General features: G+C 64.8%; 17 protein-coding genes, 1 pseudogene and 1 riboswitch. All 18 genes and pseudogenes read right to left on the reverse strand.

Annotated features, from left to right (window positions below):
* Positions 1-2: 2 nt before the first annotated feature.
* The 18 genes and pseudogenes from ATK23_RS11765 to ATK23_RS11845 all read right to left on the reverse strand — a co-directional run bounded on the left by ATK23_RS11765 (position 3) and on the right by ATK23_RS11845 (position 24,725).
* Complete coding sequence (locus tag ATK23_RS11765; protein WP_066142197.1) at positions 3-1,511, reverse strand: MFS transporter; 1,509 nt, start codon at positions 1,509-1,511, stop codon at positions 3-5.
* Positions 1,508-2,635 carry an acyl-CoA dehydrogenase family protein gene (locus ATK23_RS11770; protein ID WP_245858511.1) on the reverse strand — a complete coding sequence of 376 codons (1,128 nt, stop codon included), beginning with the start codon at positions 2,633-2,635 and terminating at the stop codon, positions 1,508-1,510. The genes ATK23_RS11765 and ATK23_RS11770 overlap by 4 nt, the downstream gene beginning before the upstream one ends.
* A 5-nt stretch (positions 2,636-2,640) precedes the next feature.
* Positions 2,641-3,822: an acyl-CoA dehydrogenase family protein gene (locus ATK23_RS11775; protein ID WP_066142207.1), complete on the reverse strand. Its 1,182-nt coding sequence runs from the start codon at positions 3,820-3,822 to the stop codon at positions 2,641-2,643.
* A gap of 832 nt (positions 3,823-4,654) precedes the next feature.
* Positions 4,655-5,260 (reverse strand): TetR/AcrR family transcriptional regulator, encoded by a 606-nt coding sequence (locus tag ATK23_RS11780; RefSeq protein ID WP_066142209.1) that lies wholly within the window; start codon positions 5,258-5,260, stop codon positions 4,655-4,657.
* 151 nt (positions 5,261-5,411) lie between these two features.
* On the reverse strand, positions 5,412-6,302 hold the full coding sequence (locus tag ATK23_RS11785; protein ID WP_167550508.1) for a MaoC family dehydratase: 891 nt from the start codon (positions 6,300-6,302) through the stop codon (positions 5,412-5,414).
* Between the two features lie 141 nt (positions 6,303-6,443).
* On the reverse strand, positions 6,444-6,776 hold the full coding sequence (locus ATK23_RS11790) for a hypothetical protein (protein ID WP_223308800.1): 333 nt from the start codon (positions 6,774-6,776) through the stop codon (positions 6,444-6,446).
* Positions 6,777-7,072: 296 nt separating this feature from the next.
* Positions 7,073-8,560, reverse strand: a complete 1,488-nt coding sequence (locus ATK23_RS11795; protein ID WP_083515607.1) for an MFS transporter — start codon at positions 8,558-8,560, stop codon at positions 7,073-7,075.
* A gap of 116 nt (positions 8,561-8,676) precedes the next feature.
* Complete coding sequence (locus ATK23_RS11800) at positions 8,677-10,143, reverse strand: aldehyde dehydrogenase family protein (RefSeq protein WP_100339274.1); 1,467 nt, start codon at positions 10,141-10,143, stop codon at positions 8,677-8,679.
* On the reverse strand, positions 10,140-10,574 hold the full coding sequence (locus tag ATK23_RS11805) for a Zn-ribbon domain-containing OB-fold protein (RefSeq protein WP_066142220.1): 435 nt from the start codon (positions 10,572-10,574) through the stop codon (positions 10,140-10,142). Before ATK23_RS11805 ends, ATK23_RS11800 begins: the two co-directional genes overlap by 4 nt.
* An 18-nt stretch (positions 10,575-10,592) precedes the next feature.
* Complete coding sequence (locus ATK23_RS11810) at positions 10,593-11,798, reverse strand: thiolase family protein (protein WP_066142225.1); 1,206 nt, start codon at positions 11,796-11,798, stop codon at positions 10,593-10,595.
* Positions 11,799-11,857: 59 nt separating this feature from the next.
* On the reverse strand, positions 11,858-12,670 hold the full coding sequence (locus tag ATK23_RS11815) for a VOC family protein (protein WP_066142228.1): 813 nt from the start codon (positions 12,668-12,670) through the stop codon (positions 11,858-11,860).
* 49 nt (positions 12,671-12,719) lie between these two features.
* Positions 12,720-13,325: a TetR/AcrR family transcriptional regulator gene (locus ATK23_RS11820; RefSeq protein ID WP_066142229.1), complete on the reverse strand. Its 606-nt coding sequence runs from the start codon at positions 13,323-13,325 to the stop codon at positions 12,720-12,722.
* A gap of 81 nt (positions 13,326-13,406) precedes the next feature.
* Positions 13,407-15,575: an acetate--CoA ligase family protein gene (locus tag ATK23_RS11825; RefSeq protein WP_066142232.1), complete on the reverse strand. Its 2,169-nt coding sequence runs from the start codon at positions 15,573-15,575 to the stop codon at positions 13,407-13,409.
* Between the two features lie 121 nt (positions 15,576-15,696).
* Positions 15,697-17,904, reverse strand: coding sequence for an acyl-CoA dehydrogenase family protein (locus tag ATK23_RS11830; RefSeq protein WP_066142235.1), 2,208 nt, complete (start codon positions 17,902-17,904; stop codon positions 15,697-15,699).
* A 432-nt stretch (positions 17,905-18,336) separates the two neighbouring features.
* A complete protein-coding gene (locus tag ATK23_RS11835) occupies positions 18,337-20,421 on the reverse strand; it encodes an ABC transporter ATP-binding protein (protein WP_066142239.1) in 2,085 nt (694 codons plus the stop codon).
* A complete protein-coding gene (locus tag ATK23_RS11840) occupies positions 20,422-22,155 on the reverse strand; it encodes an ABC transporter ATP-binding protein (RefSeq protein WP_066142241.1) in 1,734 nt (577 codons plus the stop codon).
* 261 nt (positions 22,156-22,416) lie between these two features.
* Entirely contained in the window at positions 22,417-22,995 is a 579-nt protein-coding gene (locus tag ATK23_RS16365) for a hypothetical protein (protein ID WP_157066400.1), read from the reverse strand.
* A 54-nt stretch (positions 22,996-23,049) separates the two neighbouring features.
* Positions 23,050-23,162: riboswitch (SAM riboswitch) on the reverse strand.
* 93 nt (positions 23,163-23,255) lie between these two features.
* Positions 23,256-24,725 (reverse strand): annotated as a pseudogene (locus ATK23_RS11845) (MFS transporter).
* Positions 24,726-24,772: the final 47 nt, after the last annotated feature.

Raw genomic sequence — 24,772 nt, forward strand, 5'->3', positions numbered from 1 at the left:
TGTCAATCCTTAAGGGTGAGGTTGGAGACCTGTGGCTTGCCGCTGGCCGCGCCTGCCGGCTTCGTCGCTGGAATGAAAAGGACCACGACGATGGTCAGCAGGCAGGTGGCGATGAGCACACCCACGACGAGCAGGAAGCCGGTCATCGAGACGAACGTGTTCTCGCCTGCTGCAACGGGCGAGAACACGAGCAACAGGCCCACGACCGAGGCGGCAACCGCCTGGAAGGCCGTACGGGTCACTGCATTGACGCCCGTGGCGGTGCTGGTTTGTTCCGGCAGCACGCATTCGACGATCACTGTCGGCATTCCCGAGTAGAGGAAGCCGGTTCCGAAGATCACCACCACCATGCCGGAGATGACCACCGCGATGCTGGTCGGGTCGATGCACACGATTAGCAGGCCGATGATGGTCAGCAGCGAGCCGATCATCAGGCCCATGCGGGCCCCGAAGCGGCTGGAGATCCGGCCGATCAGCGGCGAGATCGCAAACGCCGCGGCGGCGGTGATGAAGCCGAGCAGGCCGGTCACGGAGGCGCTCAGCCCCAGGCCCACCGGCAGCTCCATGACGCTGCCGTCCGCCAGCGGGATGCTGTTCGGATTGCGGTACAGGGTCACGGTGAGGATATTCGTGGTGCCGATCGGGCCGATAGCGATCAGCGCGGTGGCCAGCATGCCCAGGGCGAACTTGCGCTGGGCGAACATCCGCACGTCGATCATCGGCTCGCGGGTGCGCAGCTCCCAGCGGACCCACAGCGCCAGCAGCACCAGTCCGCCGACCAGGAAGAGCAGCACCTGAGGGTTGGCGAAGCCCAGGGACTTGCTCAGGGTCAGGCCGTACAGCGCGCCGGCGATGCCGATGCCGAACATCAGGCCGCCCGCCCAGTCCACGTGCACCGCGCAGGCCAGCGAGGACTTCGGTTCGCGGGTGATGCCGAAGTGCACCAGCGCCGCGGCCACGCAGGCGAAGATCGCCGCGGTCCAGAAGATCCAGTGCCAGGTGGCGTAGTCGAGGAACAGTCCGCCGCCGAGCATGCCGCCCGCGCCGGCAATCAGCGCGGAGGTGGAGACCACCGCGATGCCGGTGCCGATCTTGTGCTCCGGGAAGGTGGAGCGGACCATGCCGATGGCCAGCGGCAGCACCGCACCGGACACGCCCTGCAAGGCGCGGCCGGCGACGAGGATGCCGAAACTCGGGGCGACGGCGCTGATGACCGAACCCAGGGCCGAGAGCAGCAGCACCCAGGCCAGGATCTTGCGGCGGCCGAACTGGTCGCCCAGGCGTCCGACGAAACTGGTGGCCAGCGCCGCGACCAGCGAGTAGGAGGTGACCACCCAGACCAGCTGGGAGAGATCCGAGGTGAAGAACTCGCCCGGGGTGTACAGCAGCTGCACCGCCATGGAGGTCTCGAAGGCCGCAACCACCTCGGCGATCACCAGGATCGCCAGCACGGCCGCCACGCTCTGCCCGGCGTGGGTGCGGTCCTTGCCCGCGGCCGCCGGCGCGCTCATGATTGCTCTCCGTCCAGGATGACGGCGGCGAGTTCCTCGGACACCTGCCCTGCGGTGCCCCAGAGCACGTCCAGTTCTCGCATCCACACGAAGAAGCGGTGGATGTGGTTGTCCAGGTCTGCGCCCATGCCGCCATGCAGGTGCTGGGTGGTGTGCACCACGCGGAATCCTGCCTCGCGGGCCAGCCAGGAGGCGCCGAAGGCCGCTTCGGCCCCGTCGCCGTCGTGATCCAGCTGCCAGGCCGCGTCGATGGTGGACAGCCATGTGGTTTCGGTGTCGATGAACGCGTCCGCCGCGCGCAGGGCCACGCCCTGGTTGGTGGCGATGGCGCGCCCGAACTGCTTGCGCTCATTGGTGTAGGCGGCGGTGCGGCGCAGCGCTTCGGCGCCCACGCCGGACATCAGCGCGGCGGCCGCGGTGAGCAGTCGCGGACGGATCCATGCCGAGACCGTGCCGGCAGGCTGCTCTGCGCCAATCAGGTCAGAGGCCTGCAGCTGCACGCCGGTGAAGGCAAGTTCGGCGTGCTGCTGGCGGGAGAGCCCGCGGTACTCGTGAACGCTGATGCCCGCGCGGTCCTTCTCGATCAGCGCGGTCAGCTGCCCGGTTCCGGTGTGGAACTGCACCATCAGGTGGGTGGCCGAAGGGACCAGGTAGCCCAGTTCGATGGCGCCATCCAGCATCCAGCCGTCGCCGGAGGCGGTGCCGTTAACCCGGCGGCGCACCTCGGGCTGCAGCGCGGCGATGCGCACCGAGCCAGAGCTGATGCCTTCGAGCAGCTGCTCGTGGCCGCCGAATTCGGTGATGGCCAGGGCAGCGACGGCGGTGCTGATGAACGGGATGCGGCCTAGGGCGCGGCCCTGTTCGCGGGCGACCAGCGCCAGCCCAGCCATGCCCAGTCCCGGCTCGCCTTCGCCCATCGGCAGCAGCGCGTCGATCAGCCCCGATTCCACGACCTGGCCCCAGAGGGCTTCGTCGTAGGCGGCGCCGGCCTGTTCCCCGGCGGCGTACAGCCCGTCGGTGCTCAGCGAGGAGAAGATCTGCGCGGCCAGGTCGGTCAGGCCCGCCTGCTCCTCGTCGAGGGAGAACTCCATGCTTGGAGCCTCGATGGTGTTATTAATGCTCACAGTGCTCAACGTGCGCTCCTTGCCATGCCGAGGGTGGTCCAGGCGACGATTTCGCGCTGGATTTCGGCGACTCCTCCGCCGAAGGTATTGATCTGGGCGCCGAGGTTCATCAGCGCCAGGCGTCCGGTGTCGAAGTTCCACGGGGCATCCGTGATGCGGGTGGCGGTGCCGCCCACGATTTCCAGCAGCGACCGGTACACGTCGATGACGGTTTCGGTGGCGAAGACCTTGGCCGCTGAGGCCGAACCCGGATCCAGCGACCCCTGGGCGGTGGTTTCCACCAGCTTCCAGTTCATCAAGCGCATGGCGCGCAGCCGGGCGGTGGAGGTGGCCAGCAGCGAGCGGACCCAGGGCTCGTCAGCCAGCGGGGTGCCGTCGGCGGTGACCTGGTCCTTGAGCCATTCGCGCACGTCGTCCAGCTGGCCTTCGCAGATGCCGCTGAAGGCCGCCAGGCCCACGCGCTCATGGTTCAGCTGGGTGGTGATCAGCTTCCAGCCTTCGTTTTCCTTGCCCACGACATTGGTGACCGGCACGCGGATGTTGTCGTAGTAGGTGGCGGTGGTGCTGAAGCCGCCCACGGTGTGGATCGGGGTGGCAGAGAAGCCCGGGTCGCTGGTGGGCACCAGGATCAGCGAGATGCCCTTGTGCTTCGGTGCGTCCGGATCGGTGCGCGCCGCCAGCCAGATCCAGTCGGCGCCGTCGCCGCCGGAGGTGAAGACCTTGGAGCCGTTGATCACGTACTCGTCGCCGTCGCGCACCGCACGGGTGGTCAGCGAGGCCAGGTCTGTGCCGGCCTCGGCTTCGGTGTAGCCGATGGACACGACCAGCTCGCCGGCGAGGATCTTGGGAAGGAAGTAGTCCTTCTGCTCCTGGCTGCCGTGGCTCATCAGGGTAGGACCGACGGTGGTCATGGTGATCATCGGGATCGGGGCATCGGCACGGTAGGCCTCGTCGTAGAAGACGAACTGCGCGGCTGGGCCGCGGCCCTGGCCTCCGTACTCGACGGGCCATCCGATGCCGAGCCATCCGTCCTGGCCCATCTGGCGTTGCACCGCTGAGTGGACCGGTCCGCCGGCCTCGCCTTCTTGCTTCAAGCCTGCGCGCACCTCATCGGTGAGGAGCGCGGCGAAATAGGAGCGGAGCTCCTCGCGGAGAGACTGGATCTCCGTGGAAGAACGTAAATGCATTAGGTTGCCTTTCGTCTTTGACTAGGCGTTTACCGTCGACGACGGTGGAGTGTGACCCAGATTACTTACCGGCCGGCAAGTAGTCAACGTCTTGCGCACCGCTGGTTCTTGAGCTACTCGCGGAGGAGTTTCAAAGAGGAGAAATTTCTTTGCACGGCAGGTTGGACTCCGCGGATCCGCACGGCAAGAGTGAAGAAATGCGATTCTTTCTGGAGACCTGGAAACCGGAGCACGCATTCCTGATTCTGATCTCAAATCAGTTCCGCTCAGCGTGGCGCGGGACTGGGATATCCAGAGAATAGAAACAAGAACCTTATTCCAATTCAATCGCCATTTGGCAGGGATTTCCCGGCGTGAGCGGACGCGGGTGGCGACCTTTGCAGCAATCCAGGAAACAGGACTTAAGCCTGCTTCGACCGCACTTCAGCCCGCGGACAAAAGGCACTGCCGCGAGCGAAGAATCGAGAATCTTCCAGCGTCGACGGGGTGTCAAAACCCAGCGGAGCACGGTGAATGCGACCCCACGGGAACACTGCAGTCCCGGCCACTGGGACGAAAAATCCCCCGGAAATTTTTCCGGGGGAAGATCGGTGGCAGAAAACCGTCGAAACTAATGGATCGACGGGGGTTGTCCTCGTAACAAACCCGTCGATTCGAGCCTTCGGGAGGCGGTCCGCGTTGCTCCTCGGACGAATGCCTGCCGTTGGTTCCCGCTGGCTGGTCATGAGCTATTTCCTGGTTCCACGAGGGCATGTGCCGGCCAGCGGTTCGGCAGTTTCATTTAGCCACGCAAGAGCAGCGCCCTGGCCTGCAACATGGCTTGGCCGTGGGGTCAGCGGGTTGCTGCGGCCCCGTCGAGCGCTTCGCGGATGAAGCCGTAGACGATCTCGCGGCGCCGTTCGGGCGTCATCCCGGGAACCACCATGCGGTCTTCTGTGAAAACGATCTCCCGGTGCAGCACATCCATGAGCAAAATGGCTTTCACCTGCTCTTCGTCACTCATCTCCGGGAGCATGGCCAGCTCCATGGTGCGGCGGCGATGGTAGTCGATCCGTTCCTTGATTTCCTGCGGCAGCCAGATGTTGCTGCTGCTGATCCCCAGCACGGCCACGGCACGGGAGTGCGAGAGCAGGACCTGCGAGTAGTTATAGAGGAATTCCCAGCGCTGTTGCGCGTCGGGGAACCTTTCGGGTGCCTGCTCCAGCAGCCCGTCAACCGCATCCAGCAGCGGAGAAAGTATCCCTGAGAGGATATCGACCTTGCTCTTGAAGTGGTAGTACAGCGCCGCCTTGGTGAAATCCAATTGTGCGGCGATGGCGCTGAGCGGCGTCCCCGCATAGCCGTGCTCGAGGAACAATTCGGTGGCTACTTCTAGGATCTTTTCACGGCTGCCCTGCTTTTCGCCGGACGCCTTCGTGCTGCGCTGCTCAGTCTTCACGTTTGTGGTTCCTATGCTGTGGACTCTCAACCCGATCATATCGGGTGCGTTCAGTGAAACTGAGTCGTCGATTTTCCCGTAAAAATAATTCGCCGCACCCGGCCCGCCATCATCGGCGGCCGGGTGCGGCGTTAGGTCCAGGCACTGCAAGCTAGTTCGCGGCAGCATCCTGGAGTTCGGCGGTGCCTTCCGCAACAACGGCGGCAGAGGTGGCAACACCCCGGTCCAGCACGATCTTGCCGTCGGCGAGCACCTGGAACAGCGCACCGTCAGCGGTGTTCCAGATGCGCGTTTCCAATACCTGTCCCGGGAAGACCGGAGCGGCGAAGCGTGCGGTGATCGAACCCAGGCCGCGCTCGGACAGTTGCTTGTTGCCGCGCAACAGCGCGAGGGCGGCCATGCCGTAGGTGCACAGGCCATGCAGCACTGGCTTCGGGAAGCCAACTTTGCTGGCCATCACCGGGTCCGAGTGCAGCGGATTGCGGTCGCCGTTCAGGCGGTAGAGCAGTGCTTGGTCGACGCTCGTTGCCTGCTCGATGACCGACTCGGGCTCACCCTCAGGCCACGTCCAGCCACCGGCGGCCTCCGGACGCGGGCCGTAGCCGTTTTCGCCACGGATAACCATGGAGGTCACGCTGGTGGCGACCAGCTGGCCCTCGGGATCCGCCAGTTCGGTGGTCAGCTCGATGATGGCGTTCTTGCCTTGGTCGTAGACGGCACTCATGTAGCTGCGCGGGGTGACAATGCCCTGCGCAGTGAGTTCGCAGTGCAGGACCAGCGACTGGCCCCCATGGAGGATCTGGTGCAGCTTGAAGTCGCCGAGATGATCCATGGACCCACCGCTGCCGCCGAGGATGACGGCGAAGGTCGGGAAGACCTTTTGCTGGATGCCAAAGGAGTTCTCCGTCGTGTACTCAATGCCATCGGTGGCATCGGGACGCCCAGCGCCGATGCTCAGCGCGTAGAGCAGTGCCGCGTCCCGGTCCCAGCTGACGGGTTCCCCGACGCTGACCTTGCCGATGTTCTCAGTAAAAATTGCCATGCTGTTGCCCTTCCGGCCCATTACTCTATGACGCGTGTCACCTATTTCCAACAAGACTATAACTAGATTCTAGTTTTCGTCTATGGGTTGAAAGGAATTCAGGGCATCGGCATCGGGCCACTTGGACGGCGAGCACGGACCTCAGCCCAGGACGCCGGCACGGCGGGTCCTGCCGTGCACGATCGCTAATACTGTCCACAACAGTACGGGGACCACCGCAAGCTGCATCGCAACAGACTCAGGAAGCCGCATGGCAGCGGTGGACACGGCCAGCACCGCAAGGAAGGTCGTGGTACTGGCCGCGATGCCCACGATAAATCCGGCCGAGTTCGGCCCGCGGCTCACCCGCGCGGTCGCCACGATGCCGATAGCTACCGCAGCTCCGGCCGCTATCCACGAAGCAATACTCGCACCGAAGGCGCCCAACGCCACAGCACCGGCGGCCAAGATTGCCGCCATCAAGATTTTCGTCATCACCGACATGCCTACTCCGCTTCCCGCGCATCTGATCCATTCGGCCGCTTAGGCATCCATCCACGAGTTGGAACATCCCTGGATGCGCCTTGCCCTCTCAACGTATCTAACTTGGTTGGTTTATTCCAGATCAGTTCAACTGTGTTTTCAGCTTTACCCTCCTACTTAAGTAGGATCGCGCTGACGCCGGAGATTTGGTATGTCCGCATCAGGTGGCGCACAACAAAGACCGGCCCAGCTCCGTTGCGAAACAGAGCTGGGCCGGTCAGGTTCGAAAGTGCAGCGGCTAGCGGCGGCTAGACCAGATCATCAGCTGGTTCTGCCTGCTTTGGCAGCTGCATGGCGGCATCCTGCGGCACCCAGACCTTCGGGGTGCGGCTGAGCATGAACGCGAGCACCAGTGCGGCCAAGCCGAAGATGGCCACGAAGCCGAAGGCCTCGAACACTCCCTGCTCCCCCACCGCAGTGGTCACCGGATCCTGGTGGCGGGCCAGCAGGTAGGCTCCGACAGCGGTCGCTACGGACTGGCCGATATTGCGCACCATGGTGTTGGTTCCGGCGCTCTCCGAAGTGTGCGTCTCCGGGACCGCCTCGATCAGCACGTTGGGCAGGGCACCGAAGGTCAGGGCAATGCCCACCGAGTTGACCGACATGGCCACCAGGAAGACCAGCAGGTTGCCCAGGGAGAACATGATCGCGGCGACAGCAGCCAGCATCAGCAGCAGGCCGGTGATGAACACGAAGCGGGCGTTGAACGCCTGGGCGAGCTTGCCGCCCAGCGGGGAGAAGAAGTACCCCAGCAGTGCGGTGCCGCCGCTGAACAGGCCGGCTGCGGTGGCGGAGAAGCCCAGTCCGAAGCCCATTTCCGCCGGGTACTGCAGCACATACTGGCTCGGCACCGCCATGCCGCCGATCGGTCCGACCGCGGCCAGAAAGGTGGCGGTCATGGCCAAGGCGATCTGGCGGTTCTTGAACATCTGCAGGTTCACGATGGGGCGCTGGCAAAGCAGTTCCCACCAGACCCAAACGGCGACGACCACCAGGCCGCCGAGCAGCAGCCCGCCGCCTTCCAGCGAGGCCCAACCGGCCTTGGAGCTGTTGGACAGGCCCAGCAGGACGCCCGAAGCACCGATGGGCAGCAGCAGCGCCCCGGCGATATCCAGCCGTCCAGCGGTGGTTGCGCGCGGCTTGTCCTTCGGCAGCACCACGAGCACCGCGATGACCGCCAGCACGGCGAGCACACCGGCGAACAGGAAGATTCCGTGCCAGGAGAAGGTATCGATCATCAAACCGGCAATCAGTGCCCCGCCGGCACCGGCGATCAGCGCGGAGGCCCCGATCATGGAAACGCCCACGGGCAGGCGCTTCTCTTCGAGGTGCTCGCGAGCCAGGCCGAAGGCCAGGCCCATGACGGCACCGGCCGCACCCTGGATGCCACGGCCGAGGATGATCATTTCAAGGCTGCTGCCGACCAGCGAGATCAGCGAGCCGATGGCGGCCAGGGCCAGCACCACCACCATCACCCGTCGCCTGCCGTACAAATCGCCGAAGCGCCCGCCGAGCAGCGCCGCCGACGCGGACACCAGAAGGTAGATGGTCACGACCCAGGCGACGGCGTTGGCATCCACATGGAAGTCGGCCATGAGCGTGGGGAGGGTTACGTACATCATTGAGAGCTCGAACGCTGAAACAATCTCTGTCAGCACCAGGACCGCGACTACCGCCACGAATCCCGGAGCCGATGCACTTCTCGCACTCAGCTTTGGCTCTTTAGCCTGAGACATCTTTGTCCTGCCTTATCCGCGCCCAGATGGCGCTCTGAGGGGTCACCTAGGCACCCTCCGGACAGGACACCCGGGCAAGGCCATGCGGTGATGTTCTTGCCCGAGCGGGCAGCTGCTTAGCGGGTTGCGATACCCACCGACTTGGTCCAGAAGAACTCTTCCAGACCCTCAAGTCCGCCTTCGTTGCCGATGCCGGAGTGGCCGATGCCGCCAAAGGGGCGCTCGGCCGTGGCATTGAAGGCGCCGTTGACTGCGATTTCGCCGGTCTCCATCGACTCGGCCAGGCGCAGCCCCCTTCCCAGATCCGAGGTCCAGATGTACCCCGAAAGTCCATAATCCGTGCCGTTGGCAATCTCCAGCGCATGCTCCTCGTCGCGGAACGGGATCACCGCCAGCACCGGGCCGAAGACCTCGTTCTGCGCCAGCGACCCGTCGGGGTCCACGTCAGCCACGATGGTTGGCGGGAAGTAGAAGCCGTCGGCCAGTTCCCCGCCCAGGCGCTGTCCGCCGGTGACCAGCCGGCCACCTTCTTGAAGTGCCCGTGCGACCATCGAGTCCATGCGGTCGATGGCGGCCTGGTTGATGACCGGCCCGCACATGGTGTATTCGCCGGACGGATCCCCAATCGGGAACTGCGCGGCTGCCTGCACCACCTTGTCGATGAACTGCTCGTATACCGATTCCTGCACCAGCAGGCGGGTGGGCAGCGCGCAGGCCTGGCCGCTCATCATGCCGAAGGCGAAGAACGCCGCGTGCCCGGCGGCCTTGTCCAGGTCGGCATCCTCGAAGACCAGGTTGGCGGATTTGCCGCCCAGTTCCAGGATCATCGGCTTGAAGGTCTTGGCGCAGGAGGCGGCGATCGACTGTGCGGTGGCCGGTCCCCCGGTGAAGGTGATCTTCTTGACCAGGTGATGCTCGACCAGCGCGGCGCCGGCGGCCGGGCCGCCGGGAACGATGTTGATAACGCCGTCCGGGATCCCCGCCTCGCGGGCCAGGTCCGCGAAGACTGCCGGTGTGAACGGGGTCAGCTCGCTGGGCTTGATGACCACGGTGTTGCCCGCGGCCAGCGCGGCCGGGACCTTCATCGCCAGGGACATCAGCGGGGCGTTCCAGGTGATGATGACGCCGATGACTCCATAGGGCTGGCGCAGTGTGTGGCCGAAGGATCCGCCGGCTCCGCCGTTGCTGGTGATCCGGCCCAGTGGCAGCTTGTCAGCCCAGCCGGCGTAGTAGCGGGTCCACTCCACCGCGGCGGCGACCATGTTGCCGGCGGTGATGCGCGGAGCCCCGTTATCGGCCATGCCGGCAGCCACCAGCAGTTCGGTGTTCGCCTCCATCAGCTCGGCGAGCTTCATCAGCTGGCGCGAACGCTGCCCGGCAGGCAGGGCCCGCCATTCGATGAACGCCGCATGGGCGGCCTGCACGGCTTGGTCGATCTGCTCGGTCGAGGCCATCGGCACCAGGCCGTTGGCCTTCCCGGTGGCCGGGTCGATGTGCTCGTGGGTGCTCTCGCCGTCCGTGATCACCTGCGCACCGATGCGCAGGGACGGGGAAGGCAACTGGATGCCGGTTTCGATGCTCATGATGAGGCCTCCGGTTCGTAGCGCAGCATGGTGATGTCTCCCTCGGGGTGGTCGCAGAAGACCGGGCTGACTCGCATGCCGATCTGAAGCTGTGCCGGGTCGGCGTTGATGATTTCGGTGGAGAACTTCGGTCCCTCATCCCACTGCACGATGGCCAGGATCATTTGACCGGCCGAGGCGAAGTGCGCCGCCGGCGGTCGGGTGGCCACGGTGTAGGAGTACAGCGTGCCGGCACCTGAGATCTCGCGCCATTCAAGGTCGTCGGCCAGGGTGCGCGGGGCCAGCGGACGCGGGTAGAAGATGTATTCGCCCAGCGACGGCGAGTACTGGATGCGGATCTTGCGCTCGGCCAGGGCATCCCAGAACGGGCGGGTCAGCGGGGTCGGAACCGGCAGCGGCCGGGACAGGGTTTCCGGGGTGTAAGTGGTCATTGTTCTGTTCTTCCCTTTCTAGTCGCCCTGCAGGATCAGTGCGGTCTGCTCGCTCATGATGCCGCCGTTGCCGCTGACGAATGCGCGGTTGCAGTCGGCCACCTGGGCGGCGTTGGCGCGGCCCATGATCTGGCGCGCCCCGTCGATGACGTGATGCATGCCGCCTGCCACGCCGGCCTGGCCGAAGGATAGCTGCCCCCCGGCGGTGTTCATTGGGAAGTCCCCGCGGAAGGTCAAATCGTGGTTGGATACGAAATCCATGCCCTTGCCCTTGGGTGCGAAGCCCGCGTCTTCCAGGCTCATCAGCACCGTGATGGAGTAGCAGTCGTAGATGGAGACCATGTCCACCTCGGAGCGGGTGATGCCTGCCATGGAGAACGCCTGCTCGGCGGCGTGCACCATCGGGGAGGTCATCAAATCACGCGCGTAGGTGGGGGTCTTGTACGGCACGCGTTCGCCGAAGCCGGTGATCCATACCGGGCGGTTCTTGGACTTGCGTGCCAGGTCCGCATTGCCCACCACCACTGCCGCACCTCCCTGGCAGGGCATGACGATTTCAAGCATGTGCAGCGGATCGGCAATCATCGGCGAGTTCAGCACATCAGCCACGGTGATCGGCTGGCCGTGGAACACCGCCTCCGGGGTGGCGCAGGCGTTGGTGCGCTGGTCCACGGCGATCTTGGCCATCGCCCGCTCGTCGTAGCCGAACTCGTAGCCGTAGCGCTTGGCGATCTGCCCGTAGGGGCCGTTCTGCCCGAGGTTGCCGTAGGGGATCTCGAACTCTGCCTGCGGGGAGCCGAAGGCGTTGGAGGATGCGCCGAAGTGCATCTTGTCATCCATCACGAACGGCTTGCGGTCATCCATCGGGAAGTGGTGGGTGCCCGGGAAGGTCACCAGCACCGCGTCGCACAGGCCCAGCTCCACGGCTGCCGCCGCACGCCAGATGCCGGCGGCGGATCCGGCGCCGCCCAAATCCACGATCTCCGCGAAATTCGCGTCGATGCCCAGGTATTCGGTGACGGTGGACGGCACGAACATGTCCGCCTCGCCGATCATCGGGGTGACCACGCCGTTGACGTCCGTGGCCGACAGCCCGGCATCATCCAGCGCTGCCTTGGACAATCGCGCCCACTGTTCCAGGTTGAACGAGGGTTCGCGGGTGAGCTTTCGCTGCGGTGGAAGTTCGCAGTAGCCGAGAATGGCTGCTTCGCCTCTCAGTCCCATGGGATGACTCCTTAGTGCTAATTCTTCAGTGCTAATTCTTTGAAAGTGAAGTCCGTGTGTCAGGCGGCGTGCGCGCGCTGGCCGGTGAGGATGTCCAGGCCCAGGGCCTCGAATCGGCTCCCGGAACCGCGCAGCGCCTGCAGCAACCCGGCGTCCAGGATCGGCGTGGGTGTTGACGGGTCGGTGAAGGACAGTGCATGCAGGCCCGGCGGGATGCTTTCGTTGACTCGCAGCACCAGACCGGAGCCCAGCGGCCAGGAGAACAGCTGGGTCTTCGGATCGTCTTCCAGATCCGTGATCTGGGCGCCGAGCACCGTGCCCAGCACCAGCCGGGCTCGGGCGGCGTCGCGGATGCTGCCGGCGATGAAGTCCAGGCGCTGCGACGGATTCTGCGCTGCGGGCTGCTCGTCCCAGGGGCAGGGAACTGCGCCGGGCGCGGTGATTTCGTCGTTGCCGTCCAGGGCCAGTTCGGTCTGCACCAGCTGCACCAGGAATCCGAGCCCGGTGTCCTTGGGATGCAGGAACAGTTCCTTCCACCACTGGTTATCCAGGTTTTCCAGGATGGTGCGCACCCCGGCGGCACGGGCGAGGTCCTTCGCGGCATGGATGTCCGCGACCTTGAAGGTGATGTGGTGCGGGTTGGCTGCGCCCGCGCTGCGGGCCAGGTGCTCGGCGATAAATCCGCCGCCGCCTGCCGGCGGCTGCAGCAGCTCCAGGCGCATGCCCTCGGCCAGTTCCAGCTGGCAGGGGCTGAAGGAGCCCTGGTGGAACCCGGTGACCCAGCGCGCGCCGAGCGTGCGGTGCACGCTGGCACCGGCGGATTGCCAGGACGGCACGGCGAAGGCCACATGGTCCAGTTCGTGGGCGCTCATGCGGCACCCCCGGACAGGTAATCAGCAAAGAAGGTGAAGTGGCCAGCCCCTAGGCTTCGGCCTGCTCCAGACGGTGCTGGATGAGCGCCACGAAGCGGTCGAGCACCCCGTAGGCTTCTTCCATGGTCTTGTCCTGCAGGAACACCCGCGAGACGACGTCCAGCAGCACCGCCCACACCATTACGGTGATGTCTGCGGCTTCCGCATCGTCCAGCACGCTCATTTCCGCGCGGATCGGTGCTTCCAGCGCCTCGCCGAGGCGAGCCATGACCGGTGCGACGTCCGGTGCGGTGCTGCTGCGCAGCTGCAGGATCGCCTTGTAGAAGTACGGGTGCTTCTCGAAGCTGCTCAAGGCATTGCGCAGCCGCAGCGCGATCGCTTTCGTGGTGGACAGCCCGGTATCCGTGTCCACCTTGCTCTGGGCGAAGGGCAACGCCCAGTCGTAGACCACGTTCGCGTACAGGTGCTCCTTGGAGTTGAAGTACCGGTACAGCGTGCCCAGTGCGACGTTCGCCGCGGAGGCCACGTCGCGGATCTGGATCGAGTCGTAGTCCTGCGCACGCAGCAGCTCCTTGCCCGCATCGATGATGCGCTGGCGCCTGACGGCCTGGTAGGCCGGAAGCTCTGTCTGCTCCGTGGAAATGGTTCCTGCCATGTTGTGCCTCGTAAGTGGTGTGTGCCGTGGATTCCAACGGTATCACCAAGTTTTGGGCGAATTGCCTGCCACCAGTAATCATTACCGGTCCTTCCAGCGGATCAGCGCGTCCAGCGCCTCGATCTGGTTTCCGGCAACCCGCAATGGATTGATTTCAATTTCTTCCAGCTCCTCGCCCAGAGATTGGGCTACCTCGGTGATCTGGAAGATCACCTGAGCGAGCTCGTCAAGGTCGGTGGCCTCGCTGCCGCGGAAGCCCTTGAGCAGCTCGATGCCGCGCAGCGAATCGAGCATGCGGCGGATCTCGGCGGGGCTGACCGGCAGCAGGCGCAGTGCGGAGTCCTTGAGGATTTCCACCAGCACGCCGCCGAAGCCGACAGCCAGCACCTTGCCCCACTGCGGGTCGGTGATGATGCCCACCAGCAGCTCGTTGCCTGCAGGACGCATTGGGGAGACCGCCACGCCCTGGACTTTCGCATCAGGTGCCAGCCGGGCCACCGAGGAGACGATGAAGTCATAGGCTTCGGACACCTCGGCGGCGTCCTTCAGCATGAGGCGCACGCCTCCGACCTCGGTCTTGTGGGCGATGTCCTCGCTGGCGACCTTCAGCACGACGGGGTAACCGATCTCCTTCGCGGTCGCGACAGCCTGGTCTGCACTGTTGACCACGCGGCCCGGTACATAGGGCACGCCGTGCGTGCGCAGGAAGTCGCCGGTCTGGATTTCGGTCCACTGCTCGGCGCCGGCGGGCTTGGCGATGGCGTCCGGGGCCTGCAGCTGCGGTTCGGCGGCCAGCTGCGCGGTGCGCTGCCCCCACCAGACGCTGTGCCCGGCGGCTTCGATGCCGCGGTCGAAGGAGTCCGAGGCGTGCGGCAGGCCGTGCCCGGCAGCGAAGTTGCGCGCGAATTCGTTGACCTCGGTGGGAAGGAAGCTCATCGCCACCACCGGCTTGGCCGAGTTCTTCAGCTGGCGGTGCAGCCCTTCCTGGGTGGGTTTGCCCAGATCCACCATGAACTGGTTACTCGGCCAGGAGGTGTTCAGCACGACGAAGTCGAAATTTTCGTCATTGATGAACGCGTCGCCGGCCTTCGTGAGGATCGAGGGGTCCACCGAGATGTAGCCGGTGGTGTCCATCGGGTTGTTCACCGCGGCGAATTCCGGCAGGCCGTCCTCGCGCAGCTGGCGCACGGTGGATTCGGCAGGGGTGGGCAGCTGCAGTCCGGAAGCCTCGGCCTTGTCGGCCACCAGTGCGCACATCGCACCGGAGCCGGTGACCACCCCGAAGCGCGGGCCGGGCAGCGCGCCGTAGGATTCCAGGATGCCGGCGGTGGCGACCAGGTCCTCGATATTCGCCACGCGGATCACGCCGAACTGCTTGCAGACCGCGTCGAAGATCTTGTCATCCCCGGCCAGCGAGCCGGTGTGAGCGGCGGCGGCCTTGGCCGAGGCCTCGGAGGCGCCGGCCTTGAAGATCACGATCGGCTTGCCGGCTTCGCGGGCGCGGCGGGCCACGTCCAGGAACTGTGCGGTGTCGGTGACCTGTTCCAGGTAGGCGGCGATGACCTTGGTGTTCTGATCATCCACCAGCATCGACATGACGTCGATGGCTGAAATCATCGCTTCGTTGCCCACGGTCACGGAAATCGAGGTGCCCACTCCGCGGCTTGCCATGTAGGGCAGCAGGTAGATGGCCAGGGCGCCGGACTGGCTGGCCACGCCCACCCCGCCGGCCACCAGCGGCAGCTCGGTCATGTGGGCGAAGGCCGCCACCTTGGCGTGGGCGTTGATGAAGCCCAGGTTGTTCGGGCCGAGGATCAGCTGGTCGGCTTCGCGGGCGCGGTCCACCAGCTGCTGCTGCAGCGCCTGGCCTTCCGGGCCTGCTTCGCCCAGACCGGAGGCCAGCACGATCAAGTTGCGGATGCCGCGGGCGATGCACTGTTCCTGGATTTCGGGCAGCGAGTTGGTGCCGGTGAGCACGATGGCCAGTTCCGGGGCTTCGGGAAGCTCTGCGATGCTGGCGTAGGAGGCCTGGCCGTGGCATTCTTCGGCGCGGCGGTTGACCAGGTACAGTTCCCCGGTGAACCCGGCGGCCCTCAAATTCGAGTGGGCGAAGTGGGACCAGGTGGATTTCGTGTTCGCGCCAATGATTGCGATGGAGCGCGGTTCCAGCAGCTCGCGCAGGCGGGCCGGCGAGAGGGAATTGCCGGTGCGGTTTTCATCGGTGATCAGTTCATTGGTCACAGCGGTCATGCCTGGGGTGTCCTTTCACGGCGCGCTCCGTCGTCATCGGCGGGCGCATTTCGGTCTGGAAGCGCTCAAAGGGGCAATTGAGTCTTGGGCTTGCGGGGGTAAATGCATGGGCTGGCCGCGCCTAGCTGCGCGGCAGCCCCAGGATCCGCTCGGCAATCACGTTGAGCTGGATTTCGATGGTGCCTCCGCCGATCAGCGCGGACGGGACGGAGAGCTGCGAGTTGACGGCGGCGGCCGGCGCGTGGGCGAAGAGCGCGGCGGGTCCGGCGAGCTTCAGCAGGTCCCCGGCGGTTTGCCGGGCCAGCCGGCCGTGGGCCACCTTGGCCAGCGAGGACCCGGCGCCCGGCTGCAGGCCGTTGACCTGGCGCAGGGTTTCGCGCAGGTTCATTGCGCCGATGGCGGTGCTGATCGCGGCCGCGCGGCCGAGCACTTCCAGCGCGTTCTTCCGGGTTCCGGCGAAGTTCTCTCCCGAGATCAATTCGCGCAGCCCGTCTTCGGTGCCTACCGAGACTCCGGAGGAAATCTGGGTGCGCTCGTTCTGCAAGGTGGTGGCGGTGATCCGCCATCCCTGGCCTGGCTCGCCGAGCAGGTAGTCGTCCGCGACGAACACGTCATCGAGGAAGACCTCGTTGAATTCGGCTTCTCCGGTGGACTGGCGCAGCGGGCGCACATCCAGGCCGGGAGCCGACATGTCCACCAGGAAGTAGCTCAGGCCCTTGTGCTTGGCGACCTCGGCATCGGTGCGGGCCAGGCAGATGCCCCAGTGGGCTTCGTGCGCCCCGGAGGTCCAGACCTTCTGGCCGCTCAGCTTCCAGCCGCCGTCCACCTTGACGGCACGGGTGGACAGGCCTGCCAGGTCGCTGCCCGCTCCCGGCTCGGAGAACAGCTGGCACCAGATCAATTCTCCCTTCAGCGTGGGCAGCGCGAATTGTTCCTTGATGGCTTCCGAACCGAAGGCGAGGATGGTGGGCATGGCCCATTCGCCGATGACCGAGGAGGGCTGGAGCATGTCGCGGCGGGCGTATTCCTGGGAGATGATGACCTGTTCGGCAGGGCTGGCACCCAGTCCATAGGGGGGCGGCCAGTGCGGGGCGGCCAAGCCGTTCTCGGCAAGGAAGCTGCGCCGCGAACCGCGCGAGTACCAGCGTCCGGCTTCGTGCTCGTTGCGCAGTCCGGCAGCGGTGTCCAGCAGGGCGGCGATGCGCGTGCGGAACTCGGGGTCCTGCTCGTCCAGTTCCACCTCGATCTTTCGTTCGGTGTGCAGCGCGGCCCCGCCGGCCGCTTCCAGTGCACCGGAGAGCGGGGAGTTCAGCGCGTTCAGGCTAATCGCGCGGCGCCAGTACAGGTGGGCGTCGTGCTCCCAGGTGAAGCCGATGCCGCCGAGGATGGTGATCGCTTCGGTGACTGCTTCAATGGATGGGACAATCGCTGCTTCCAGTGCGCCGGCGGTGGCCAGGTGCTGCTGGGCCTCGTCCTGCCCCACCGAGACGACGGCGGACCAAGCGGCGGAGGTGGCCATTTCGGCGGCGATGGCCAGGTTGGCGCACTTGTGCTTGATGGCCTGGAAGGAGCCGATGGGGGTGTTGAACTGTTCGCGGATCTTGGCGTACGCGGTGCTTTCCTCGCTGGCCCAGCGCATGATGCCGGCGGCTTCCGAGCCGGTGAATCCCGCGTGCAGGGCGGCGATCTTGCTGGCGCTGGCATTGCCCAGCACCGCGTCGGCGAGGATCACGACATTGTCCAGGACCAGGGTGGCCGCGTCGCGGCCCAGGTCGGTGCCTTCGGCAGGGACCAGCGAGACCCCGGCGGCTTTCGCTTCGATGACCGCGTAGCGGGTGGTGTCTTCGGCGGTGAACCCGAGCACCAGGTATTTGGCGGCCAGTGCGCCGATGACCTGAAGCTGGCCGGCGACGGCCCAGCCTTCGGAGATCTGCACGACCTTGAGCTGGTCGGTGGCCAGCACCAGGGTTCCGGTGGCTCCTTCTGCGAAGTCCTCGAGAAACGGCTGGTTGTAGGCGTTCGGTTCGGCCAGGGTGACTGCTGCGCTGGCGAGCACGGTGGGCAGGTACGGTCCGCCGACATAGCGGTGCCCGAATTCCTCGATGACGATGGCGGTTTCCACCAGCGTGCCACCCTGGCCGCCGAGCTGCTCGGGGATGTGCAGGGCATGCAGGCCGGTCTCCAGCAGTTCGGTCCAGAAGCTTGGAAGTGCACCGGTGGCCAGTTGCTCGTGCTCGTCCCGAGTAGTCAAGGTGTCGACGCTGCGACGGGTGAAATCAACCACGGCCGACGCGAGATCAATCTGTTCCTCGGTCAACGACAATGCCATGTCCAGTGCTCCAATCAGGGGACTTCGCTCCCCCGTTCAGAATGTGACCGGGGTTACTAATCTTTAATAACTGAAACTAGACTCTAGTTTAAGTTTGTTACCTAGACAACACCTTTCCGGAAGAAAAACTCCTTGACATTTACGGGAACTCGAGGGGCCTTCGCGAAGATGATTGTCCACGCGCCCCGGGCCGCTACGGCACAAGAAAACCGCCTGTGCATTCCGTCGGCTTCCGCAAGAAGCACTGCTTCAAGGCTTACCGAAATCGCTGCTACCGTTGGATCCCGCGATGCGTTCGCACATCCTCCCGACGCCATGAATCCGGATACAGAAAATGGGTACGGAAAAGCCGCGGCCGGATGAACTTGAGTCCATCCGGCCGCGGCTCCCATGGCGCTGTTGCCCGCGCCAGATGCCGTTTGCCACTGGTTCCTAGGAGTCGAGGTTCGTCCCCGCCTCGGGAACCGGCGCATCGGTCAGCGGCATTCCGCCGGTGGCAGACACCGCGGCCGTATCCGGGTTCGCATCCACGTCCTCGGCAGGGCCGGCGAACTGCGACTGGTACAGCCGGTAGTAGGCGCCCTTCGTTCCCAACAGGCGCTCGTGGTTGCCCTGCTCCACAATCCGGCCCGCCTCCATCACCAGGATGGTGTCGGCATCGCGAATCGTGGACAAGCGGTGGGCAATCACGAAGCTGGTGCGGTCGCTGCGCAGCGCGGCCATGGCCTGCTGCACCAGCAACTCGGTACGCGTATCGACCGAGCTGGTCGCCTCGTCCAGGATCAGCAGCGACGGGTTCGCAACGAACGCGCGGGCGATGGTGATCAGCTGCTTCTCGCCGGCCGACACGTTGGTGCCTTCCTCGTCGATGATGGTGTCGTAGCCATCGGGCAGGGCGCGCACAAAGCGGTCCACGAAGGTCGCCTTGGCCGCCTCGATGACTTCCTCATCGGTCGCATCCAGCCGGCCGTAGCGGATGTTCTCCATGATGCTTCCGCCGAACAGCCACGCATCCTGCAGCACCATGCCCACCTTCGAGCGCAGGTCGGCGCGCGAGAGCTCCGTGATGTCGCGGTTATCGAGCATGATCTTGCCCGAGTTCAGCTCGTAGAAGCGCATCACCAGGTTCACCAGCGTGGTCTTGCCGGCGCCGGTCGGCCCGACAATGGCCACCGTGTGGCCAGGATCCGCATCGAAGGACAGGTTCTCGATCAGCGGCTTGTCTTCGCTGTAGGAGAAGGACACGTTCTCGAAGGAGACATGTCCATCGGTACGGGCAGGCAGCGTGTCCTGCGCGCGGTCCGGCTCCTGCTCTTCGGCATCCAGCAGCTCGAAGGTGCGCTCGGCCGAGGCCACGCCGGACTGCAGCATGTTGGCCACGCCGGCAATCTGGCCCAGCGGCTGGGTGAACTCGCGCGAGTACTGGATGAACGCGGTGGCATCGCCCAGGCTCATGGTGCCCGAGGCCACGCGCAAGCCGCCCACCACAGCGATGCCCACATAGGCCAGGTAGGACACGAAGTTCATCACCGGCATGATCATGCCCGAGACGAACTGTGCGCCGAAGCTGGCTTTGTACAACTCCTCGTTGCGTGCGGTGAAGCGCTCTACCATGTCCTCTTCACGGCCGAAGACCTTCATCAGCTCGTGGCCGGAGAAGGATTCCTCGATCTGGCCGTTGAGCGCACCGGTGTTCTTCCACTGCGCGGTGAACAGCTTCTGCGCCCGGGTGCCGATGACGCCCGCGGCGACTGCCGAGAGCGGCAGGGCCACCAGCGCGATCAGCGCCATCTGCCAGGAGACCACGAACATCATGATCACGATGCCCAGCACCGTCATGATCGAGGAGACCAGCTGGCTCAGCGCTTGCTGCAGCGCGTTCTGGATGTTGTCCACGTCGTTGGTCACGCGCGAGAGCAGGTCGCCGCGCTGGCGCGTGTCGAAGTAGTTCAGCGGCAGCTTGTTGATCTTGTCCTCGACGTCCTTGCGCAGGTTGTAGACCACGCGCATGACCAGCCTGTTCAGCAGCCAGCCCGAGGCCCACGAGAAGAGCGAGGCGATGAAGTACATGGACAGCACAATCAGGATGTACTGCGAGAGCTGGGTGAAGTCGATGCCCTGCCCGGGGACGAAGTCCACCTTCGAGAGCATGTCGGCCTGGGTGTCCTGCCCGGAGTCGCGCAGCTGCGCAATGACCAGTTCCGCGGGCGTGCCCTCGGGGATGTTCTTGCCGATCAGCCCGGCAAAGATCACGTCCATGGCCTTGCCCAGGATCCGCGGGGCGATCACCGAGAGCACCACGTATACGGTGATCAGGGCGAAGACCAGCACCATGCCCAGCTTGTATGGGGACATCAGCCCGATCAGCCGCTTGGCCGATGGCCAGAAGTTCTGGGCCTTGCGCACCGGGGCGCCGCCGGACCAGTCGTCGGCTCCCGCCGCGGCTTCGAATTCATTGACGTCTGCGAGCTCGCTGTCGAGCTGCGCCGAATCGATATTCTTCTGCTTCTTCGCCACTTAGGCCACCTCCTCCACGCTCAGCTGGGATGCAACGATTTCCTGATAGGTTTCCGAGGTTTCCAGCAGCTGCTCGTGGGTTCCCCGGGCGACGATTTCGCCATGGTCCAGGACCAGGATCTGGTCGGCACCGGTAATCGTCGAGACGCGCTGGGCCACGATGATCACCGCGGCGTCCTTGGTCGGTTCGGCCAGGGCGGCACGCAGCTTGGCATCGGTGTTCACATCCAGCGCCGAGAATGAATCATCGAAGAGATAGGTGTTCGGCTTGGCGGCCAAGGCCCGTGCGATGCACAGGCGCTGGCGCTGTCCGCCGGAGACGTTGGTGCCACCCTGGGAGATCTTGGAGTCCAGCTGGCCCTCGCGTTCTGCCACGAACCCTTCGGCCTGGGCGACCCGCAAGGCTTCCCACAGCTCCTCCTCGGTAGCTTCCTGGGCGCCGAAGCGCAGGTTGCTCGCGATGGTTCCGGAGAACAGGTAGGGCCGCTGCGGCACCGCGGAGATGTTCCGTGAAATGGTGTCGCGGCCCAGGTCCTTCAGCGGCACCCCGCCGATGAGGATCTCCCCTTCGGTGGCGTCGTAGAGCCGCGGAATCAGGTTCAGCAAGGTGGTCTTGCCAGCACCGGTGGACCCGATGATGGCAGTGGTCTGCCCGGGCTTCGCGGTGAAGGAGATGTCCGAGAGCACCGGAGCCTCGGCCCCCGGGTATCCGAAGGTGACGTTCTTGAATTCCACGGTGCCCGGGGTGGGCAGCTCGATCTGCCTTTCGGCGGCGTCGAGCATGCTCGGCTCGCTGTCCAGCACCTCGGCAATGCGGTCGGCGGAAACCATGGCGCGCGGGACCATCATGGCCATGAAAGTGCCCATCATGACTGCCATGAGGATCTGCAGCAGGTACTGCAGGAACGCGGTCAACGCACCGACCTCCACGTCGCCGTTGTCCACGCGGTGACCACCGAACCAGAGCACGGCGGCGGTGGACAGGTGCAGGATCATGGTGATCGCCGGGAACATCAGCACGAACAGGTTGCCGACCTTCACGCCCAGGTCGGTCAGCTTCTGGTTGGCGTCGGCATAGCGTTCGGTTTCATGCTCTTCGCGCACGAAGGCGCGCACCACGCGGATGCCGGTGATCTGCTCGCGCAGCACGCCGTTGATCCCGTCGATGCGGGTCTGCATGTCGCGGAACAACGGCATCAGCTTGATGACCAGCAGGCCGACGACAATGAGCACCAGCGGCACGGATACCCAGACAAGCCAGGACAGCCCCGGGTCTTCGCGGATCGCCATGATCACGCCGCCGATGGACATGATCGGCGCGGTGATCATGAAGTTCAGCGCCATCAGGGTGAGCATCTGGATCTGCTGCACGTCATTGGTGCCGCGGGTGATCAAGGTGGCGGCACCGAACTTGTTGACGTCCTGGGCGGAGAAGGTGGCGACCTTCTCGAAGACCGCCTGGCGGACATCGCGTCCGACGCTCATGGAGGTCTTGGCGCCGAAGTAGACGGCGGCGACGGCGGTGGCCACCTGGATCAGGGCCACCACCAGCATCAGTCCGCCGGTGCGCCAGATGTAGTCGATATCGGCATTGACCACGCCGACATCGATGATCTTGGCGTTCAGGCTGGGAAGGTAGAGCGTAGCCATGGTGGTGGCCAGCTGCAATATGACTACTGCGGCGATCCACCCGGCATAGGGCTTGGAGTGTTTCAAGATGAGCTTGAGAAGCATGTGGAAAATCCTCGCTGGCATCATGCTCTCCGGCATGCTGGGCCTTCGGATTAAGGGCAGCGTGATTGAAGAGCGATTGCCAGTCTAGCGCTCCGCTTGGACACTTAGTATCATCCTTCCGATTGATATTTGCCAACCAGTGATTAACGCTCGATTAACCGCAGGATTCCGGGGATGGTGGAGTTAATCATAGGGTGTGGAAATAGCTCACATCAGCCATGGTTTCCGGCGGATTTTCATCCGCCGGAAACCTGCGCTCATTTATGCCTGAACGCTGCCGGGAACCTCGCTGGCGTAGTTTCCGCGGATGTACTTGGACAAGGCCACGGACGGGCGTTCGAAGCACAGCAGCCGCGGGAACTCTGCCCAGGCCTCGGGCACCAACTGCACGATGTGCTCAGGGTGCGCCCGTTCTTCCATGATGCTTCGGCCAGTGTCCGGGTCCTTGCCGGTCACGCGCAGATAGGTCTGGCCAGCCTGCGGGTTCTTGGCTTTGATCCCGAGCAGTTCCAGCCGTTGTTCCAGGCGATCTTGGTCCTCAAAATTTCTGCAGAGCTCGCGGGCATGCTCCAGCGCGGCTTTAAGCCCCGCGCTGACTGCCCAATACAGTTCCGGGGTGAACCCGGCGGCGATCCAGCGGGCCACGTATTCGTGGACATGGGGATGGTTCAGGCACAGCAGCCCCTTTCGCTGCTTCTCGGCCTCGAAGGCCAGGAATCCTCCTGATTGGAGCGTGCGCGATCCTGCGTGGAAGGGATAGGCCAGCAGCACGCTATGCCACTTCCGCTCGCTGTCGGTTCCCTGCGGATTCTCCGGAGTGTATTCATGAATGGTGCCCATGGCATCCTCGCGTTCGTTCCAGGCGGCGTGGCATCCCGCAGGATCAGCACCACCAATCGACTTGCCCGGGATGGCTTCCCGGACCGGCTCTTCCCCTGGGGCACCCCGCTCGATGAGGAGGGTTGCCACGCGGCCAGCCAGGTACTTAGCGCCGCGATTCTGTGAGCTTGGTTCGATGGTACTGGGCACCACCGACAGTTTGGCTTGGTTCGAAAATGCAGGGGGCCGGTGCGCTGCACCGGCCCAAGCCAGCGATTCGGTCAGTTTCCGATTGGCGGTGGTGCCACCTCGTCGTGCTGGGTCTTCTCGCTGTCCTTCTTCTTTTCCGAAGGCACGGTCACGATGATCGACGCGATGGCGATGACCACCATCAGCACGTTGAACAGCAGGCCGATGGCACCGCCGAAGCGCAACGCCACATTGTCCTGGCGGCCAATGAACAGGTCCCAGGACTGGATCAATGCCGGATCCATGGCCTGTCCAGCCACATACAGGGCCGCGGAGATGGCCACGCCGATGGCGTTGCCCAGAGACGAGGCCATCTTGTAGATGCCGGACGCGGAACCCACCTCGCTGTCGGGGACATTGGACAGCGCCGCGTCGGTGGACGGCGTGGCATAGAAGCCCAGGCCGATGCCGAACAGCGTGAAGCCGATCACCGACAGCACGATGTACTGGTCGATATACAGGAGGGTCATCGAGCACATCAGGATACCCAGACCGGTGATCATCGATCCCCAGAGCATCGGCTTCTTCGGCCCGAAGCGCTGCAGCAGCTTCTCACCCACGCGGATCGTGGCAAGGATGGCCACCAGGTAGCCCAACGTGAGCAACCCGGATTGCAGCGAGGACATCCCGGCCGCCACCTGGACCAGGCCCAGCGAGACAATCAGCGTGCCGGCCGCGCCGTTGAGCAGGAAGTTGGACAGCGTGGCGCCGGTGAAAGTGCCGTTGGAGAACAGCTTCAGGTTCACAAAGGGATTGCGGCTGCGCACCTCGATCTGCAAGAACAGCAGCCCGGTGACCACGAAGATCGCCACGAGGGCGATTCCGCCCAGGCTCAGCCAGCCGATATTCGGCCCTTGGGAAATGTAGACGTTGATGGAGACCAGCATGAGGATGAAGAAGATGAGGCCGGTGAAGTCGACGCGGCGCTCGGCTGCCGGATCCTGCTCGGCCTTGGATTCCGGGGTTCCCTTGAGCAGGAAGAGCGCCAGCACCGAGAGGACGATGGAAATCCAGAAGGTGGAACGCCAGCCCAGGAAGCTGGTGGCCATCAGCCCGCCGAACAATGCGCGGAACCCGGAACCGCCTCAGGAGCCGATGGACCAGTAGGACAGGGCCCGCTGGCGGCCCTTGCCCTCGTAATAGGTCTTCACCAGGGCCATGGACGCGGGCATGATGCAGGCGGCGGACAGGCCCTGGACCACGCGGCCGCCCAGCAGCATGGCGCTGGTCAGTCCGCCGAGGTTTTCAGGGGTCAGGGCGATCAGCAGCGAGCCGGCGATGGAAAGCCAGATGCCCAGGTAAAGGATTTTCGCCCGGCCCAGCCGGTCGACCAGTCCGCCGGCGACCACGATGAAGATGCTGGAGAACAGCGAGGTGATGGACACCGCCAGATCGGCCAGTGTCTCCTCCACGCCCAGCTGGCCGCGGATCCCGGGAATGACGTTCAGCAGGGTCTGGGCGAAAAGCCAGAAGTTGATGACTACCAGGACGATGCCCAGCAGCCATTTGTCGGTGGGCTGTCAGGTAGAGGCGCCCGTGGTTGGTGCTG

The organism is Glutamicibacter nicotianae (assembly GCF_002797775.1).
GTDB lineage: Bacteria > Actinomycetota > Actinomycetes > Actinomycetales > Micrococcaceae > Glutamicibacter > Glutamicibacter nicotianae.